Raw genomic sequence first — 17,154 nt, forward strand, 5'->3', positions numbered from 1 at the left:
GAGGTCCGTTGTCGAGGTGCGCTGCGAGCTCGTCAGGGCTGCGACCGGGCCAGGGCGGCAGTGGCGTGTCGCGCAGCATCCGTGTGGCGGCACCCGCCGCGGCCCGTGCCGCCGGCGAAGCGGTTGACGGCTCGCCCAGTGCGCCACAGGACCTCCGGAGTCGGCACCGGCGCCATGGCCATCGCCTCGACCACGACATCGGGTGCGCGTCTGATGAGCGTCGATCTTCAGGAACATATCGCCGCCGCGCAGGTTTGTGCGCTCCTACGACTGCACACCGAAACCGCCGCCCGGCGCGGCGGCGCCCTCGCTCTACGCCTCATGGACCTCGATGTCGAGCATTGCCTGGTGTTGTTGCGGGAGAAGGGCGGCACCATCCGCTGGCAACCCATCAGCCCACCACTCACCACCGCGCTGGCAGACCACGCGGCGTGCCGTGGAGCAGTGCTGCCGACCGATGCCCTGTTGCGGTATCGCGACGGACACCCGTGCACGACCCGTCGTTACGACCACTTGTGGCACCGCATTGGCCAGCACCTGCCCTGGGTAGCCACCCACCGCATCTCCACGCACTGGTTGCGGCACACCACCTTGACCTGCGTGGAACGCCATTTTGGCTACGGCATCGCCCGTGCCTACGCTGGCCATACCGACACACCACCGGACCAGCCACCACCACCTACATCAAGGCGAACCTCCACGACGTCGCCACCGCACTATCCGCGATGACCGGACAACCCCACCTCTCGCCCTTCACGACAACGCACAGTCTTAGGGAACTGGTCAGATGCCGCGACGACCGCCGATGTGCCACACGTCCAGTGTGGACGCATGCCGCGCCGCCCCTCGAAACGTTCGACGCCAACCACGTCCCGTCGACCGCCCCACCTCGACAAACACGCGTATCCTCCACGGTATGAACACGCCAGCCATGCCGGGAGGCACAGTCGCCGCTCAAACTCCACAGTGGATACACGTCGCTGAGACGACCGGACTCCTATACACGCCAAACCACTATGGAACCGCGACGGCACGTGTAGTAGTATTTCCGGCATGACTTCCCCGATCCGGGGAAATCTCACCGTGCCAAGTGTTCGAATCCCCCCTCGGACACACGCACTACCTACACGAGAGCAGGACGTCACATAGACGGCCTGCTCTTCCGCTTTGTAGACCATCTGTACGTCCAGCTTCTCGTACAGCCTGGCAAGTCCGGCGGGCTTGGCGTCCTTGATCACAGCACCGACGTCACCCAATGAGTCGATCATGGCGTAGATCTCAGCCGACGAGATCTCCGTGTCGGCAGGCACACGATCCAGCTCCGCCCTCGCCGCTGTCCGCTCGGCTTGAGCCTGGTTCATCACCTCAATGAGTGCACTCGGGTCGACTCCGGCGCCAATTGCGTCTTGATACCGCCGTAGCCTCCGCTCAGCCTCCGCCAACCGCTCCTTGGCCGCGTCCCGCGGGCTCGGACTCGCTTCCGGCTGCGCGCCCAGCAGAGCGGCCACTGTCTCGTCCACGTTGTCCGGGTGGAACACCCGCCCGATCCACGCGTTCAACCTCTCCGTGACCACGTCCTCTCGCAGATTGACCGTCTTCGGATGATCTGCGAGCGCTGCTGAGCCCGGTGCCATGGTCCGAGCCGTGCACCGGTAGTAGGCCCCGCTTCGGATGGTCGCACCCTGCATCTTCCGGTTGCACTTTCCACAGCGAACCCGGCCGCGCAGCAGGTACGACCGCGCGTCGGTGCGCCCGCCGCGTTCTGCCTTACGCGCTGTTGCCAGTCCGCCAGCAGACTTCGACCGGCGCAGAAGCTGCGCGGCCGTGAAGGTTTCCACCGACACGATCTCCGGGTGCGCAGGCTTCCGCGACCGGACGATCCGGTCCGGCGCCGCCCGGCGAAACCTCGTCACATGCCCGGCTCCGACGTCTTCCGGGTCCAGCAAGGTCTCGTGTTTGGTCCACCGGCCGAAGAACGCGTACCCGGTGTACCGCGGGTTGTCCAAAATGGCCCGGACCGTGCTGCCCTGCCACCCGTCCGCCAGCCGATGACGGTTCTGGTCCGGCCGACGTGCGGACGGAGACGGGATGCCGTCGCGGTTGAGGCCGTTGGCAATCGCCCGGTCACCGGCTCCGTCCAGGTACTCAGCGAAGATCCTTTCCACCACGGCCGCCGAAGCGTCATCGATCGCAAGCACGCGGAGTCGGTACCCCTCCGCGGCCTTCCTCGGGTTCGGATGCGGACCGCCATCGACGGCGACGTACCCGTATGGCGCCCGGCCGCCCTGGTGACGGCCCTCATTGACCACCTGAGCGTCCATCGCTGCCCTTACCCGAGCCTGAACATGCTGCCGCTCAGACTCGCTCATCCCACCCAACACACTCATCAACATCTTGTGCGACGGGTTCCGGGCGTCGAACTTGCCGCCCAGCTCCGGCACCCAGAGGTCAACGCCGTACGCCTGGAGCCTCGGCGCGATAAGTGAGAACTGGTTGCCGAACCAGCACCGCGTCCCTTCGCCGACCACGATGGCGTTCCAACCCCGCCAAGGGTCCTTCAAGGCGGCGAGCAGTCGGGCAGCCTCCGGCCGACGCTCCCACGGCACCGACCGCGACTGACCGATGTCGAAGAAGTCCGCCACGATCTCGCCGCCCAGCGGCTCGACGAACTTCCGCGCGTTCCCCACCTGCCAGGCATGAGACGTCTCAGGGTCCTGGTTGTCCTCGGTCGAGCACCGGCCGTAGCTGGCCATCGGACCAATCCCGGCGTCAATGTCACTCGTCGCGACTTCGACACCCAGGATCTCGTCCAACGTCGCCCATGGGTCCTGGCTGATTTCAGCACTCACGACAATCCTCTCCATCCAGGACTTCGACCGTGGTCAGCTCGACCAGTATTGCAAGCAGTATGCGGTATACCTCTGGCGTCAGCACAGGAAGTTCAAGCGGAAGGTGGACCGTGACATCCTCGGCACCCGCGTTCACTCTGTACCACCACGAGGGGCAGGCACCGAGCCGAAATCATCCATCGCAGTTCGAATGTCGGCGGTCATGTACCCACGAACTCGGCGCGTGCCGCCGTCCTCGCTGGGCACGTACTGCCGGACCGGCTTGCATCCCAGTTCTGCCATCTGCCGGGCGAACCCGGTTGGCTCGACCTCCAGCGCCTCGACCAGTTCGGCGGTCGGCACAAACTCCCGCGTGTCCAACTCGTCGCCCAGGTGCTCAACGACCGACGCGAGCGGTTCCGGCAGTTCGTCACCAGCGCCACTCGGCCCCAGCGCCATGACCACAGCGGATGGATCGAGCGCACGCGTGGTGTCATCACCGGCCGCGTGGCCAGTCAGTGTGCCTGCGGCCTCCCGTAGCTCTCGGCCACGTGCGCAGACCGTTCGCCACTCCTGATTCGGCATGTAGAAGGTCCGAACAGTCGTGGCCAACATGTCCGCGCCGGCCGTCTCACCGTCCGGCCGCAAGATGCCGACACCCTTGTGACTGGGCAGCAGCGTGGACGCGTCATACCCACGCGTGTTCATCTGTTCGCCAAGAACGATGTTCGAATCCCGCCAGTCCATCACCCGCAAGGCGAACCGAGACCCAAGGACTGCCCGCAAGCGGGAAGGAATAGTGTTCGAGTCCGGCCGCTGGGTAGCCAGGATGACCACAATGCCCGCCGCTGGACCCTTCCGAACCAGGTACGTCAACAAGTCCGCGATGTAGGCGCCGATCGTGGTTTTCTTCCCACCGACCTCCTGCCGAGTCGGGTTCTCCAGAAACACCTGAACCTCATCGATCACTACCGCCGTGATCGGCATCCGCAGGTTGACGTCACGCGAGATCTGCGGCGTGATCTTCGACTCTGGGCAGATCTCATCGTCCAAAGTAGCCATGCCTGCGTAGCGGGACTGCACTTCTGCCGCCAGTTCCACCAAGTAGTCTCGAACCGACTCGACATGCTGTAGCTCGTCGCCGCACACGAACCGGTGCGCTACTTGCTCCGCCGCATCCCAGTCCTTACCGCCCTTGCCGTCGAACACGTACAACCGCGTGTACGGATCCAGGATCAACCCTGCAGCAGCCAACCGAGTAGCGAACGTCTTGCCCTGCCTCGGAATCGCTCCGACCAACAGCGACGTCCAGACCAACGGAAGATCAATCCGACGGTTCCGCGCATCCCTACCAAATGGAACCGGCCGCCACGCATCCCAGTACTCGACATCGAGCAGCGGTGTACGCAGCGGCGGACCGGCGTACGGATCTTCATCAGCGACCCACAAGAACACGCGCCCGGCGTGTCCGCCTCGGCCACGGACGCGTTCAACGATCAACTGCACCTCGTCAACCGCCAGCGCCGATGCCAACGCGTCCCGGTGCTTGATCACGTCATCCGCCTTGCGCGTGGCAGGCAGATCGACCGTGATGGACCACCCGTCGCCAACCCGTGAAGCGCGCTCGACCAGCCGAAGCGATTCGTCCTTGCCGATCAGCTTCGCGTCCCGGAACGCATCGACCAGCACCTGAGGGTCCATCGTCCACGTCAGCGCGCGCGGCCCGGCCAACACCGCCTTGCGCCCCGGCGAGCCGTCTTTCCGACGCCCAACGATCGCCAAGACCACGGACCCAACGCCACCCGCGATCCACAACGGAGCACCGCCGTACACGAGATCAACGAGTCCGACCACGAACGAACCGAGCACGGCCACGAGGCCAGTGACCTTCCAACGGAACAACGTCAGAGCCCGGATCTCCACGAACTTGTCGGCAAGCTTCTCGGCATGCTCGGCCGCCTCGCGGTAGTCGACCACTCGAACCCAACGCCGCCACGCACGCACCGACACGACTAGCCCACGGCCAACAGCACCGACGAACCGGAATGGCGCCCGCAGCAGCCAAGCCGCCGCGTCCTTGACGCCTTGCCGCGACTTGAAGACATCCGGCACCCGCCGTGAACGCCGCCACCAGTTCATGAACCCGCCGGAATTCACATGTACGTCTGGCGTCTCGTCGACCAGTTCACCATCCAACACGGCCCGCACAACCTCGTGCCCGCTCATGATGCCGCCTTGAGCGCCGCAGCCAACTTGGACGACAAGCCGCGCGAACAACCGGTGACCTCACGAACCCACGCAGGCGTGACGACGGTGTCCCGCTTCCGAGCGGCCCGCGCCACGGCCAGATACTCGGCGAACGTCGTCCGCCGCGGACTCGCCGCCGCCTCGACGCACTTGGACGCCCGACCAGCAGCCTCGCCCAACTTGTCCCGCAAATCGGTCACCGCCTCGGCAGCAACGAACACAACCAGAGGCGGCACCGAATGCAGCACGACCGACGCCGCTGAACCGGCCGCGTAGGCGGCCCACGTGTTCATGACGTACGTGGCGGCGAGCGCGAACCACTTCGCCGCCCGCACCCATCCACCAGTCCGAACACCGTGCCGCGCGAGAACCTGCTCCGCTCGAAGGATCGCCAGCAGAACCAGCGACACCATCGGGTCCAGCAGCCACGCAGCGAGCCAAGGCAGAGACCACGGCGCCGCACCGGCAGCAGCGAACCCCTGAACGTTGGTCATCGTGAACGCCAGCCCGAGCAAAATCCCGGTCCAACACAGCCGATCCACCTGAGCGGCCACGGTTTCCACCGATTCAGCGCTCATCGCCGACCGTCCCGCGTAGTCACCGTCAACGCCCGCGTCAGCGTGTACGAAGCGAACAGCGCAGGCAGGCCCAGCACCGCCAGCAGCAACCACCCTGTACCGGCCTGAGTGATCACCAACCACTGAGCAACGACGATCAACCCGGCCGTGAACAGCACCCGCCCCGCGAGCGACATGAACCGGCCACCCGACCGGGCCGCCTCGGCCGCAGCCTTCGCCCGGCGCGAACCAGCCCGCCAGACCATGAACAGCACCATGAGAACGCCCAGACCAGCCATCATCTCGACCGGCGACAGACTGATGGTCGTCATGGCGCCACCTCGTCCTCGGCGCGTTCGCCACGTTGACGCCAGTGCGGGTACAGCGCCCGGCGGTTGTCCTCCGACAGCGCGCCCCACACGCCCATGGTCTCCAGACCGGCCGTTCGGAGCTCCAGCTCCAGGCACTCGTCCTGAACCGGGCACCCGGAGCACATCACCGCGGCCAACTCTTGATCGGTGAGCCGTTCGTCCTGCCAAGCAGGCTCGTCGTCAGCCCATCCCCACATGCACAGCCCGTCGCGGAGAACGAGCTCCGCCAGAACGGCACGCGGCACCCAACGCAGCCGATCCAGCCGCCAAGCGATACCGATCAGCAGGTGGTCAGTCGTCATGACGTGCCCCCGGGCTGTTCCCAAGCGGCTCACCCAGCAGCTTGACCAGCACAGACGCGGGCAGCACCCGCCGACCGTGACGGCCGACAGTGCGAAGCGTCCCGAGCCTGATCGAACGCGACACGGCCGAAGGAGCGACACCCAGAATCCACGCGGCCTGCCGGACGGAATACGAAGAAGACAGAGAAGTGCGCATTGCAAAAGTCCTTAGTTTGACGATTTCAGCAACATAGTGTTGATTTCAGCGCTCAATAGCGCGTGAGATACCGACCGCAGCGCAAGACGCGTCGTGTCACGCCACGGAAAGGCGCGGAACCGCTAATCTCGGCGCCGAGGCGGAGCGCGGAGGAATAGGTGTCGGAGGATTGGGCGGCAGTCGCCAAGGCCATCAACCAGCGAGTCAACGAACTCGGGTGGCGTCAACGCGAACTGGCCGAACGCTCGAACGTGTCGCAGGCGATCGTCCGCGAAATCCAACACCACGTCGTCGAACGCCGACGCAGCGCCCGAACCCTCGAATCCCTCTCGACAGCGCTGGGCCTGCACCCGCAACACCTCGATGCGGTGTTGCACGGCCGAACCCCTCCCTCGCCCGGCGAACCGCCGGCTCACCAGGGAACAGACGTGATGTCCCGTTTGGACGGTCTGGAGAGGCGCCTCGACGACATCACTGACCGTCTCGACGATCTGAAAGCCGATCTCGCGAAGATGATCGAACATGTCCGGAAGACCCGGTAGCGTAGCGCGGTGTTTGCCATGCCACTAATTCCACTGCGAAATGCGCGGCGAAACGATGCATCACCAGTGCACAACCAGTGCAGGTTCAATGCATAAAGCGACGCGGGGGACGCAATGAGCCTGGTAAGCGGCTGGACCGGCAAGACCGCAGGCGCACTCCAAGCAGCCTTACGGATGAGCAACGAAGCATTCGCGCAGCACCTCGGAATCGGTGTCCGCACCGTCGCCGCGTGGCACAAGAAACCGACCTTGCGCCCTCAATCCGAGATGCAACGAATCCTCGACACGGCACTCGAACAGTCCGCGCCCGCTGTCCAGGCACGCTTCGCGGAACTCAGCTTTAAGACCAGCTCAACCCCAGACGACCGCCTGTCAGCCGACCCGAACATCACCTCAGCACTGGATTGGCTCGACGAGCACGCAGGCTGGCAACCAGGGACAAGCCGCCGCGAAGTCGCCAGCCGAGTACAACACGTCGACCCGCACGAACTGGAGCTCCGCGGCCGCAAGCGTGGCCGTGTCGATCAGCAGCAAATCGCCCGTGCGCTCACCGAGTACTATGGCAACCCCAGCGGCCTGTACGGCGCCGGAAACGGCGTAACCACAAGCATTCTCACGCGATCAGACTGGTTGGACCTCGCCTGCCCACTGATCGCCGCGCACGATCGCCTGACGCTCACCAGCGCGACCCGTCAAGCCATTACCCTCGATGCCGAAGCAGCCGGACACGCCGCCCAACGCCTAGCCGAGACACTGGCGCTGGGCGTTCGGATGGTCGATATGCCGCTCTACCACCTGCTCGGCGTCGACATCCGTCGCGGCGAACTCGGCGGAACAGTCGGAGTAAGCACGTTCGTGCACTACGCGCTGACCATGGATCTCCTCGAAGGCGAACTGGTCGACGCGCTGACGACGGGCGCGAAGTCCCACCCTCTGCGCGACCGCTACCTACCCGACCTCGACAGCGTCCTAGATCTGTCGAACCGTCTCTGTGCAGGCGGCACATTGGCCGTGACCGCAATAGCCCGCCCAGCGGACCCATATCGCGGCCCTGCCGACTACGTTCTCCTGGTGCAGGAACGCTCAGGAAACGTGGTCAACGCCGCACGTCGGCTGGCCCCGATCCCCAAGGGCTTCCACCAGCCGCTCACGGACTACCGCGCTGACGCCCAAATCGGCGCCACCCTCCGACGCGAGATCGAAGAAGAACTCTTCGGCCGCGACGACGTCGACAACACCGTAGGTGAACAACGCTTCGCCGACCCGATGCACCCAAGCAGGCTGTCCGAACCGATGCGTTGGCTCATGGCCGACCCCAGCCGCATGCGCATGGAGTGCACAGGATTCGGCCTCAACCTCGTCAGCGGCAACTACGAGTTCGCCGGTCTGATCCTGATCGACGACGAAGAGTTTTGGGTCCGCTACGGCGGCGTGATCGAAGCAAACTGGGAAGCGTCGACGCTGCGCCAGTACTCCACTCTCGACAGTGAGCAGATCACACATCTGATCCAAGACGTGGCATGGAGCAACGAAGGCCTTTTCGCCCTACTGCAAGGACTTCGCCGTCTCCGTGAGCTAGGCGGTAGTAAGATCAACCTGCCCGAGATCGAATGGGAGACGAGTTAAGTGGCTGCGAACTGGACGCACGGCAACGCCGGAGAAGACACCGGAGACACCCGCGGCTGGCTGCTCGGCCACTTCATCGACCCATCCGAAGGCGTCCGCTCATCAAAGGACGTCGAGGTCAAGTGGGGCGTGCACCCCGCCGGCGACAAGCGTCCCGAATGGACTCACGACGACCAGCGCACAACGCTACTTCTATTGGTGCAAGGTAACTTCCGCCTCGACCTCACCGAAGGAAGCTTCAATCTGACCAAACAGGGCGACTACGTCCTATGGGGACCAGGTATTGACCATTCATGGGAAGCGATCGACGAGACGGTGATCATCACCGTACGGTGGCCGTCAGCTTCGGCAGCCTGACCCGCTCCCCACCCAACTCGCTCAGTCGCCGCAACCCGAGCAGGAACGCGAACAGTCCTTCGTTGCTCCAAGACTCATCAGCGACCAGTTCGCCGACCAAGTCAGCATCCAGACTGGAGTACACCCGAAGGCCAACCGCCTCCCAGTTCGCCTCGACGTGACCACCGAAGCGCGTCCAGAACTCCTCGTCGTCGATGACGACCAGCCCCGCGAACTCGTAGTTCCCGCTGACGAGATTCAGCCCGAACCCCGTGCACTCCATCCTGAGCCGCCCGTCCACCTCCATCAGCCACCGCATCGGCTCGGACAGGCGGCTGGGATGCATGGGCGCGGCTAGCCGATGCCCACCGACCGTACCGTCGACCTCGGCACGCCCAAACAACTCCTCTTCCATCTCCCGCAGGAGAGTCGCACTGATCCGCGCATCAGCCCGCGAGTCCTTCAGCGGCTGATGAAACGCCTTTGGGATCACCGACAGCCGACGCGCACCGTTGAGCACGGTCGCCGACCGCTCCTGCACCAAGAGCGCGAAGTCGGCAGGACCACGGTACGGATCGGCCGGACGCGCGATCGCGCACAAGGCGAGCGTCCCACCAGCACAAAGCCTCCTCGGCAGGTCCAGCACCGCAGCCATGTCCGGCAGGTAGCGGTCCCGCAGCGGCAGTTTCCCGCGCTGACCAGCGAGCGAGTCAACGAATTCGCCCTCCAACAGATCCATCGACAGCGCGTACTCAGCGAACGACGAGAGCGTCACCGTGCTGCTGACCTCGCCGGACTGAACGGTGACGTCCAGCAGCCGGTAGATCGGCAAGTCCGTCATCCGCACGTCCAGCGCCGCAGCCTCGGCCAGTCGATTGACGGCATACCTCACATCGACATCGCCACCAGCCGCCGACGTAGTTACGAGGTCGAACCGCTCGTTCTCCGGCACGAGCGGAGTAGAAAGATCAACCCACTCCGACCGCGTCACGATGCTGGTGACCAACTCGCGGTCCTCGACCCGGACGCCGTACAAGCCATACTCATCAGCCGGGTCGTAGTACTCCCCCAGTGCCCGAGCGAGCTGACTCCGACCGACACGAGCGCGCCGGACCATCCGATCGTGAAGTGCGTCAGTATCCACCGACGCCAGCCGCGAAGTCACTTCCCACTGGCTCGACTCAGGCAACCAGCCCACGCGCGCGTCCAACCAGTCGAACGCCCCGCCGAGCCTGTCGACGTCCACTTCTACTCGCACGGCCGGTTCCTCCGACCGCGGCGGGCTCAGCAGCTCCTCAATGCTCAGATCGAAGATCTTCTCCAGTAGTCGAGCAGTCGCCGGACGAACCTCGCCCAGTGGCCGTCCCTTCGGCCCGACGCCAGAGGCCAGCCGCTGAAGATGTCGCGCGCTCACCGTGCCGAGCTTGAGCTCCTTGTGTTGCCGCGCGAACACCTCTGTGAACTCGGCGAACTCTTCGATGCTCTGCCGCCGTTCCTTGATCTTCTGTTCAAGCACAGTCCGGAACGTGCGCATCGAAGAATCTCCCGTCCGCTCCACCCGAGTAACGAACAGCCGTCACTAACCAGCTGATTTCAGTCTCGCACGAGCAGCAATCACGGCTTTCCCGACCCGTCCCACCCGGCCCGACAATCGGCGCACGTGTCCCACAGCAGGACACCTCACATCCACCATCCGACCTGCGCCAACACCGCGCGGGACGGCTGGACATGCAGGACATGAGCCCGTCCCGCCGGCCCATATCCCGCCCGAACCAGGCCGAAGCCGCGAATGTCGCCCAATGTCGTCCCAAGATCGTGTTCAGAGTCGCGGTAAGCCGACATGCTGATTTCAGCCAGCCGAGATCTCCCGGATTGGATCGAGGCACGGCAGCCCGGCGGGGACGAATGATCAGGCGTCAACCCACCGCCGGGCAAACGTCGCGGGCGAGCCGAACTGTCCCGGCTCGCCCGCGACCAACCCAAGGAGATGCCCTCGTGCCCGCGACAGCCAGCGCGGCGACACGCCCCATGTGGGTCGTCAGCATCGTCGACGACGCTGAACACGCGGTCACCCGAGACGACCTCGCCGCCGGCATCGCCTCCGGCTCCGGCACCTACCGCGCCTTATGCCAAGCCACAGTCATCCCGCCATCTATGACCGAGCCACCCGGCAGCCGCTGCCCGTACTGCACCGCAGTCCTTCGCCTCCGCCGCAGGACCACCGCATAGCCTCCGCCTTCACAACTCACACCATCGGGGAACGCACTATGTCCACCTGCAACACCGAGTCACGCCACGACGCTGAGCTCTGCCCCGACTGTGGGCACCCCATGGTGCGTCCGTCCGTGCCGAACCTCATCAGCTACCCCAAAAACGGCCCTCTCACGAAGACCACACCGTTGCAACGCGTCCTCGCCCTCGCCGAGACGGCCAATGTGGACGTCTTCGACCTCGCCAACGGCGCCCCGACGGAAGTCTCTGCACTCGTCACCGTCAGCCAAGACCCCGACGACCTCGCCGCCACAGTCGGCCTCGCCCCAGACCTCACCGAAGACCTCCGCACCGACGTGATCGCGTTCGTCATCGCTCTCGTCGTCGGCACGCCCCAAACCATCACCAACACACCGCAAGCCACCGTCGCCATCAGCCGAACCCCACTCGAACCAGCCGCGGACGGCCCCGGCCACCTCGCCCGCCACATGCTCTACACCTGCGGCCGCACCACACCATCCGCAACCTTCGCCATTGCCGCCGTCTAACTCCCCACAACCCAACGTTGCCCACAACTGCCCAGTCCTCAGCAGCAACGAACACCACCAGGAGAGCCGAGGTGCCCGAACAGAACCATCCTCCGGACCTACGCCGCAACCTCGGAGCCAAGCTCCGCCGAATGCGAAAACAAGCCCATCTAACCCTAGAACTCGCGGCACCGAAGCTCGACACAACCCGAAGCGCACTCCACCGCGTAGAAACCGGCCAGACCAAGGCGAATGTCCACCTAGTTGTTGCGGGTCATGAGGTTGTTGACGCCGGATAGGGCCTGAGGATGGGGACGGGTCTTTCAGCGGCAGGATGAGAAGTACCACCAACTCGTCCGTTGAGCAGAAAGACCCGTCCGTGCTCCACCGTAACGCCCCGCTGTCTGTTGAAGGCCGCCGCCGTCTGGTCGAGCGCTGCCAGACCCGTCCGATCGCGCATGTCGCCGCGGAAATGGGGATTTCCCGGCAATGCGCCTCAACGTGGGTCAACCGCTACCGCCAGTTCGGCGAGGCTGGTTTGCTGGACCGGCCCAGCGTCCCGCACCACCAGCCCACGGCCACCCCGGCCGAGGTGGTAGCCCGCATCGAACAGCTCCGCAGGCACCACAAGCACTCAGCCCGCCGGATCGCCCTGGAACTAGCAGGCGAGGGCATCACCATCTCGGTGCGCACCGTCAGCCGGCACTTGGCCCATCTCGGCCTCAACCGCCGGAAGTTTCTCGACCCGAGCGGTGAGACCAACCGGGCACCCCGCAAGATCCACGCCCGCTGGCCCGGCCACATGATCCACCTCGACGTGAAGAAAGTCGGGCGGATTCCTGACGGTGGTGGCTGGCGGGCCCACGGCCGCGGCAGCGAGCAGGCGCGGCGGTCCAGGCGGGCCACCGGCCGGCGAAACCCTGGCGGCCGGCGGGTGTCTTACACCTACCTGCACTCCGCGGTCGACGGGTTCTCTCGGCTGGCCTACACCGAGGCCTTACCGGACGAGAAGGCCCGCACCGCGATCGCGTTCCTCTCCCGGGCCCGGGCGTTCTTCGCCGCCCACGGCATCACCCGCATCCATCGCATCGTCACCGACAACGGCTCCTGCTACAAAGCCAGCAACTTCGCCACCGCCCTACACGCACTCGGGACACGCCACCAGCGCATCACGCCCTACACACCCCGCCACAACGGCAAAGTCGAACGCTACAACCGGATCCTGGCCGAAGAATTCCTCTACGCCCGCACCTGGACCAGCGAACAACAACGATCAGAGGCTCTTCCGGTGTGGAATATCCACTACAACTACCATCGACCCCACACTGCCGCCGGAAACCAGCCACCAGCCACCCGGCTGCGCGCCGGCGTCACCAACGTCATGGCCTCATACAACAGCGCAGCTGGTGGACGCCGGCGAACCGTTCGTGTACCGGCCAGGCGCCGGGTGCGCCGACTGTCCGTTCGCTGCAGTATGTCCCGCGCTGCACCGAACTCCGGGACTGCTGGGTGTCCAAAACCGACGGCGCCCCCGGCGAAGCTGGTCCGCTACGTCGGCGCGCAACCACGCTATCTGCCCGGCCCGTGACTATGGGCGTCGCCAGCGCCTGCCCGTCGACCAGGGCGTCGAGCGTAGGTTAGCGGCCGAACGCGGGCGGGCGGTGCACCGGTACCTCGAAGACCGCCACCACGCAGCCACCTGTCCCTGCGACGCCCGGATATCAGTAGACTGGGTGCCGCTGGGCTTCAGCCTCACTGAGGAAGACCGCGCACTCGGCACCACGCTCCTGCGTCACCATGCCGTGGTGTGCCCGGTTCGCCACACGCGCAGCTCCGCTGACCTCCGGGTAGAACCCAACCTGGTCTTCGATGACACCGACGCCGACACGGTCGTCATAGCCAAGCCTGATCTCCTGTACCACGACGGCACCACGTGGGTCTGGCGAGAGGTTAAGACATCGGCTTCAGCTCGCCGTGGGACGCGTCCTTGGCTCGAGCAATACCCACAGCTCGCTCTGGCCACCATTCTCGCTGCACGTGACGACTTCGGGCTGGGATTCGGCCGGGTCGAGCTGGAGGTCCTCCGTCCCGGCGGTGCCGACCTCTACACGCTCGACCCACGGACACCAGAGGTCCGTCAGCACGCTGAGACGGTCGTCCGCGATTCATTCGGCCAGTGGCATGACGACGACCGGTTTCTCCCCACGCCAGGCCTGCATTGCGCCGACTGCGAAATGTCCCAGTGGTGTTCCGCTCGGGCAACACCCGGAAAAGAGACATGATGGACGCGACGACCTTGCTCAACCACCTTGCCCGTGGCATGCACGCTCTGTCCGACCACGACAGTGCTGGCCCGTCGGTTCCTCCGTACCCAGACGACACCCAATACGCCCTGGATCTGGTAGTCCGTGAGTGCCTCGACCACGAGCGAACGCCGCCGACAGGAGTGCCTGAGCTGGTTCGGTGGTGCACGGACCTCGCATCAGAGCATTGGCCGTACCAGCCCGGCCAGAGCGGGACAGCCCTCGTCGACCCGGTGCACCACACTCGGACCCGAGCGTGCGCCGAGCTGGCAGGAGTGGCAGCCACCGCCGACGCGCTCATGGTCGAGGCTTTGTCCGACCTTCCTGAAGCCGAAGCAGCCGAGCGATTTCAATTTCTCCGGTCACATGTTCTGGTCGGACCTGACACACAGCGCGAACTCCTGATGAAGAACCCGAAGGCCGCGTCGGTCTTCAAGTTCATCAAGGCTTTGTACCTCCCAGTTCCGGCCGCCTGGGTCGTCCGGGGACGGGTGGCCCTGTGCGAGTGTGGCCTGCCTGCGCAGTCGGATCGCCTCGCGGGCGAACTGATCACCTGGTGCGAACGTGAAACCTGTCCGCCAGGGACCCGGGTCGCGCAACGGCTGCCGACCGGCCGGGCGTTCCTGCTTCATTCCGCGCTCCGGCTCTTCATGCACCTGCCGTCCTCATTAGAGGATCGCGTTCGGAACAGTCTCATGGCCACAGGCCTTCCGGTCCGCACACTGGATCTCGCCACGCGGCGCCACGAAGTCGAATTTCCTGGCAGAGCACCAGTTTCCTTTCGATGCTACGACCGGATGGTCGGCTCAGTCCTCGCCATCGACGCTACAGCTGACCGAGTGGACATCGCGGTAATCCCGGACAGCTGTGCGTTGGCCACGCCTGTCGCCCGCCAGATTTTCGCCGCCGCACTTCCGCCCGGATCACATGTCACCCTCGCGACCGAAAGCGAACTACGCGCCAGCACGATCAATGACCGAAAGGACACCTGATCCGCGACCCCGAACCTGTGCTGGCACCGGTACTGGACGCCCTCAACGAAGCTGGCCTCCGATCGGATCAGGCAGCTTTGCTGTGTGACGTCGAACTGGGGCTCCGGTTGCACGAACGACTAAACCCCGCCGAAGCGGTAGGCGCGGCTTGGGTTCTGTTCTGCGGAATTCCCTACGCCCGCGGACGCGGACTTGTGACGAGGGACGAAGCGGCTATCGTTCTCCATTCGGCGCGCTTCTCGTTGTGGACCTTGCGTCGACGAACAACATGGCACGACGCCCTGGCCACTTACCAGGCCCTGGACAAAAGGGTCAGGGCCTTCGACGTACTGAGCCCGGATACCCGGATCGTCCGGTTGCCGACCGAGGGCATCGCCGATGACCGATTTACCCAGTACGACCAGCTACTGGCCGCGGCCCCTCCCTTCAAAGGCAGCCCAGCCACCTTCGCTCGGCAAGGATGGCACCAGTTCCAAGCTGGCCGCGCGACCATCCGCGTCGATCTGCCCGATACCGCGCATCTCGCTCGGCCTGCCGGACACGACATCCATTTGCTTCCGCCCGGAAATGGCGATCCGATACCGGTGAACTGGGACGAGCTGATCGACACAGCTAAGGACATGGACGCCATCGAACCCCACGATTGGGCGCGCCGTATGCGTTCAGTCCGGCTCCGGACGCGAGGAAAATCGACGTTTCGCGAGAAGCGCGAGTTCACCGTCGCGGGAATCCAGCACCTCCTCGGCATCGTCGGAGCGGGGAAAAGCACCTTACGTGACGTGCTGACCGTGCACCTTGCCCGACAGGGCGGTCGGATCACAGTCGTGGTTGGCGACGTCGCCGAAACCCTTGAGCTGGTCAGGCTTTACAACCTATACACCGGAGGCAAGGCGGCTCCGATCCTGGGTGCGTCGGGCAAGGAACGGCATGCACAGCGGATGCACCGCAGACTCGCCGGGCGCGGCGAGGCGAACGTCCTTGCCCACAAGGATCCCGGGTTCAGCTACCTCGGCACATCATGCGTGCTGAACACGCTCCTCAGCGACCAGGACGATGTCCTCGCGTTCAACCAGGCTCCGTGCACGCGGCTCCACCGCCGCACCGTGCGGCCCGACGCCAGAAGAAAGTGGTCGACGGTGCCGGTGACCTGCCCCTACTGGGTTGGGTGCCCGCGGTACCGCGGAGCGCACGAATTGGTGCAGGCCACCATCTGGGTTTCGACGCCAGCCGGTCTGGTGGATGCCGCGATACCACACCCACAAAACGCCGAGAAGATTCGTTACCTCGAGGCCGCCTGTAGACGCAGCGACCTCGTCATCATCGACGAAGCCGACCGGGTACAGATGCAGCTTGACCGGATGTTCGCTCCCGCAGTCACGTTGGTTGGCGGCTCGGATAGCAGGTCGCTGCTGGATGACCTGGTAGGTCACAAGACCCGGGAGCTGTTCGAAGGTGCCCGGACGCAGCTGTCCGACCACGATGTCGAGGTCTGGACGGCCGCAGTCAACACAATTACCACGACCACCGATCGACTGTACGCAATGCTGGTCGCCGACCGTGACCTTCGGGAATGGGTACGGACCGGCTACTTCAGCGCCTGGACCCTACAGCTCCGGCTGATCGAAGAACGCTACCCCGACGACGCGACCGACGTGGAAGAGCCTCGCCGAGATCTAACTGACCTGCTCGACGAGTTCCGGGACAACCCTTTCGGCGATCGCGCCGGCAAAGTCACGCCGGAGCTGACGGCGCTTGTGAACGAGGTGCTCACCACCGGACGCCAACCGGCAACCAGGCGAAAGCTGACCGATTTCCTGGTGGAGTTGTTCGACCTGTCCCGATTCTGACGAAGCTGGAGCTGGCGTACAAAGAGCAACAAGAACAGCCCAGGCCGGCCAAGCGCCGGCACAAGCCAGCGCCGGATCCGGCGGACTGGCTGGACAAGAAGCGCCGCCAGTTCGAGTTCACCCTACTGCTGTCGGCGCTGGAACCGAAACTGGCCCTGATGAACGCAATGTGGCCTCGCGTCGAATCGGTCCTGAAGCTGGGTTTCAACGACATGTACCAGCGACCGCCTGACTACGGCCCGATCGTCCCGGAAGCACCGAGGGGAAAC

Annotated in this window: 15 protein-coding genes and 1 pseudogene; 10 read left to right on the forward strand and 6 right to left on the reverse strand. The window is 64.9% G+C overall.

Going from position 1 to position 17,154, the window contains the following annotated elements; all coding sequences use genetic code 11:
• The first annotated feature begins 213 nt into the window (after positions 1-213).
• A complete protein-coding gene (locus GC106_RS43110; protein WP_173141966.1) occupies positions 214-729 on the forward strand; it encodes a tyrosine-type recombinase/integrase in 516 nt (171 codons plus the stop codon).
• Here the strand turns inward: GC106_RS43110 and GC106_RS43115 are convergent.
• The 5 genes from GC106_RS43115 to GC106_RS43135 form a co-directional block, all read right to left on the reverse strand.
• The gene (locus GC106_RS43115) at positions 717-2,864 is read right to left on the reverse strand and encodes a recombinase family protein (protein ID WP_217281669.1); all 2,148 of its coding nucleotides are present in this window, start codon (positions 2,862-2,864) and stop codon (positions 717-719) included. The genes GC106_RS43110 and GC106_RS43115 overlap by 13 nt on opposite strands.
• Positions 2,865-2,981: 117 nt before the next feature.
• Entirely contained in the window at positions 2,982-5,054 is a 2,073-nt protein-coding gene (locus GC106_RS43120) for an FtsK/SpoIIIE domain-containing protein (RefSeq protein ID WP_173141993.1), read from the reverse strand.
• Positions 5,051-5,746 (reverse strand): hypothetical protein, encoded by a 696-nt coding sequence (locus tag GC106_RS43125; RefSeq protein WP_376777827.1) that lies wholly within the window; start codon positions 5,744-5,746, stop codon positions 5,051-5,053. Before GC106_RS43125 ends, GC106_RS43120 begins: the two co-directional genes overlap by 4 nt.
• The gene (locus tag GC106_RS43130) at positions 5,650-5,964 is read right to left on the reverse strand and encodes a hypothetical protein (protein ID WP_173141995.1); all 315 of its coding nucleotides are present in this window, start codon (positions 5,962-5,964) and stop codon (positions 5,650-5,652) included. The genes GC106_RS43125 and GC106_RS43130 overlap by 97 nt, the downstream gene beginning before the upstream one ends.
• Positions 5,961-6,305: a WhiB family transcriptional regulator gene (locus tag GC106_RS43135; RefSeq protein ID WP_173141996.1), complete on the reverse strand. Its 345-nt coding sequence runs from the start codon at positions 6,303-6,305 to the stop codon at positions 5,961-5,963. The genes GC106_RS43130 and GC106_RS43135 overlap by 4 nt, the downstream gene beginning before the upstream one ends.
• A gap of 354 nt (positions 6,306-6,659) precedes the next feature.
• Between GC106_RS43135 and GC106_RS43140 the strand changes: the two genes are divergently transcribed.
• From GC106_RS43140 to GC106_RS43150, 3 genes are all read left to right on the forward strand, one after another.
• Positions 6,660-7,043 (forward strand): helix-turn-helix domain-containing protein, encoded by a 384-nt coding sequence (locus tag GC106_RS43140; protein ID WP_173141997.1) that lies wholly within the window; start codon positions 6,660-6,662, stop codon positions 7,041-7,043.
• 174 nt (positions 7,044-7,217) lie between these two features.
• Positions 7,218-8,669 carry a transcriptional regulator gene (locus tag GC106_RS43145; RefSeq protein ID WP_246368133.1) on the forward strand — a complete coding sequence of 484 codons (1,452 nt, stop codon included), beginning with the start codon at positions 7,218-7,220 and terminating at the stop codon, positions 8,667-8,669.
• Complete coding sequence (locus GC106_RS43150; RefSeq protein WP_173141999.1) at positions 8,670-9,026, forward strand: signal peptidase I; 357 nt, start codon at positions 8,670-8,672, stop codon at positions 9,024-9,026.
• Here the strand turns inward: GC106_RS43150 and GC106_RS43155 are convergent.
• Entirely contained in the window at positions 8,992-10,539 is a 1,548-nt protein-coding gene (locus GC106_RS43155; RefSeq protein WP_173142000.1) for a transcriptional regulator, read from the reverse strand. The genes GC106_RS43150 and GC106_RS43155 overlap by 35 nt on opposite strands.
• Positions 10,540-11,350: 811 nt before the next feature.
• Between GC106_RS43155 and GC106_RS43160 the strand changes: the two genes are divergently transcribed.
• The 6 genes and pseudogenes from GC106_RS43160 (at position 11,351) to GC106_RS43180 (ending at position 16,885) form a co-directional block, all read left to right on the forward strand.
• On the forward strand, positions 11,351-11,764 hold the full coding sequence (locus GC106_RS43160; protein ID WP_173142001.1) for a hypothetical protein: 414 nt from the start codon (positions 11,351-11,353) through the stop codon (positions 11,762-11,764).
• Positions 11,765-11,835: 71 nt separating this feature from the next.
• A complete protein-coding gene (locus GC106_RS49860; RefSeq protein ID WP_376777828.1) occupies positions 11,836-12,042 on the forward strand; it encodes a helix-turn-helix domain-containing protein in 207 nt (68 codons plus the stop codon).
• A gap of 80 nt (positions 12,043-12,122) precedes the next feature.
• Positions 12,123-13,139 (forward strand): annotated as a pseudogene (locus GC106_RS43165) (IS481 family transposase); the annotation flags it as partial.
• Positions 13,140-13,170: 31 nt separating this feature from the next.
• A complete protein-coding gene (locus GC106_RS43170) occupies positions 13,171-14,025 on the forward strand; it encodes a PD-(D/E)XK nuclease family protein (RefSeq protein WP_312873356.1) in 855 nt (284 codons plus the stop codon).
• Entirely contained in the window at positions 14,025-15,038 is a 1,014-nt protein-coding gene (locus GC106_RS43175) for a pPIWI_RE_Y domain-containing protein (protein ID WP_173142003.1), read from the forward strand. The genes GC106_RS43170 and GC106_RS43175 overlap by 1 nt, the downstream gene beginning before the upstream one ends.
• 17 nt (positions 15,039-15,055) lie before the next feature.
• Positions 15,056-16,885 carry a pPIWI_RE_Z domain-containing protein gene (locus tag GC106_RS43180; RefSeq protein WP_173142004.1) on the forward strand — a complete coding sequence of 610 codons (1,830 nt, stop codon included), beginning with the start codon at positions 15,056-15,058 and terminating at the stop codon, positions 16,883-16,885.
• Positions 16,886-17,154: the final 269 nt, after the last annotated feature.

This window comes from Kibdelosporangium persicum, from assembly GCF_013280595.1.
Taxonomy (GTDB): Bacteria; Actinomycetota; Actinomycetes; order Mycobacteriales; family Pseudonocardiaceae; genus Kibdelosporangium; species Kibdelosporangium persicum.

Excerpts from the sequence above, each read along its gene's own strand:
- GC106_RS43115 (WP_217281669.1), bottom strand. The coding sequence starts at position 2,864 with ATGGAGAGGATTGTCGTGAGTGCTGAAATCAGCCAGGACCCATGGGCG.
- GC106_RS43155 (WP_173142000.1), bottom strand. The coding sequence starts at position 10,539 with ATGCGCACGTTCCGGACTGTGCTTGAACAGAAGATCAAGGAACGGCGG.
- GC106_RS43110 (WP_173141966.1), top strand. The coding sequence starts at position 214 with ATGAGCGTCGATCTTCAGGAACATATCGCCGCCGCGCAGGTTTGTGCG.
- GC106_RS43135 (WP_173141996.1), bottom strand. The coding sequence starts at position 6,305 with ATGACGACTGACCACCTGCTGATCGGTATCGCTTGGCGGCTGGATCGG.
- GC106_RS43130 (WP_173141995.1), bottom strand. The coding sequence starts at position 5,964 with ATGACGACCATCAGTCTGTCGCCGGTCGAGATGATGGCTGGTCTGGGC.
- GC106_RS43120 (WP_173141993.1), bottom strand. The coding sequence starts at position 5,054 with ATGAGCGGGCACGAGGTTGTGCGGGCCGTGTTGGATGGTGAACTGGTC.
- GC106_RS43145 (WP_246368133.1), top strand. The coding sequence starts at position 7,218 with ATGAGCAACGAAGCATTCGCGCAGCACCTCGGAATCGGTGTCCGCACC.
- GC106_RS43175 (WP_173142003.1), top strand. The coding sequence starts at position 14,025 with ATGGACGCGACGACCTTGCTCAACCACCTTGCCCGTGGCATGCACGCT.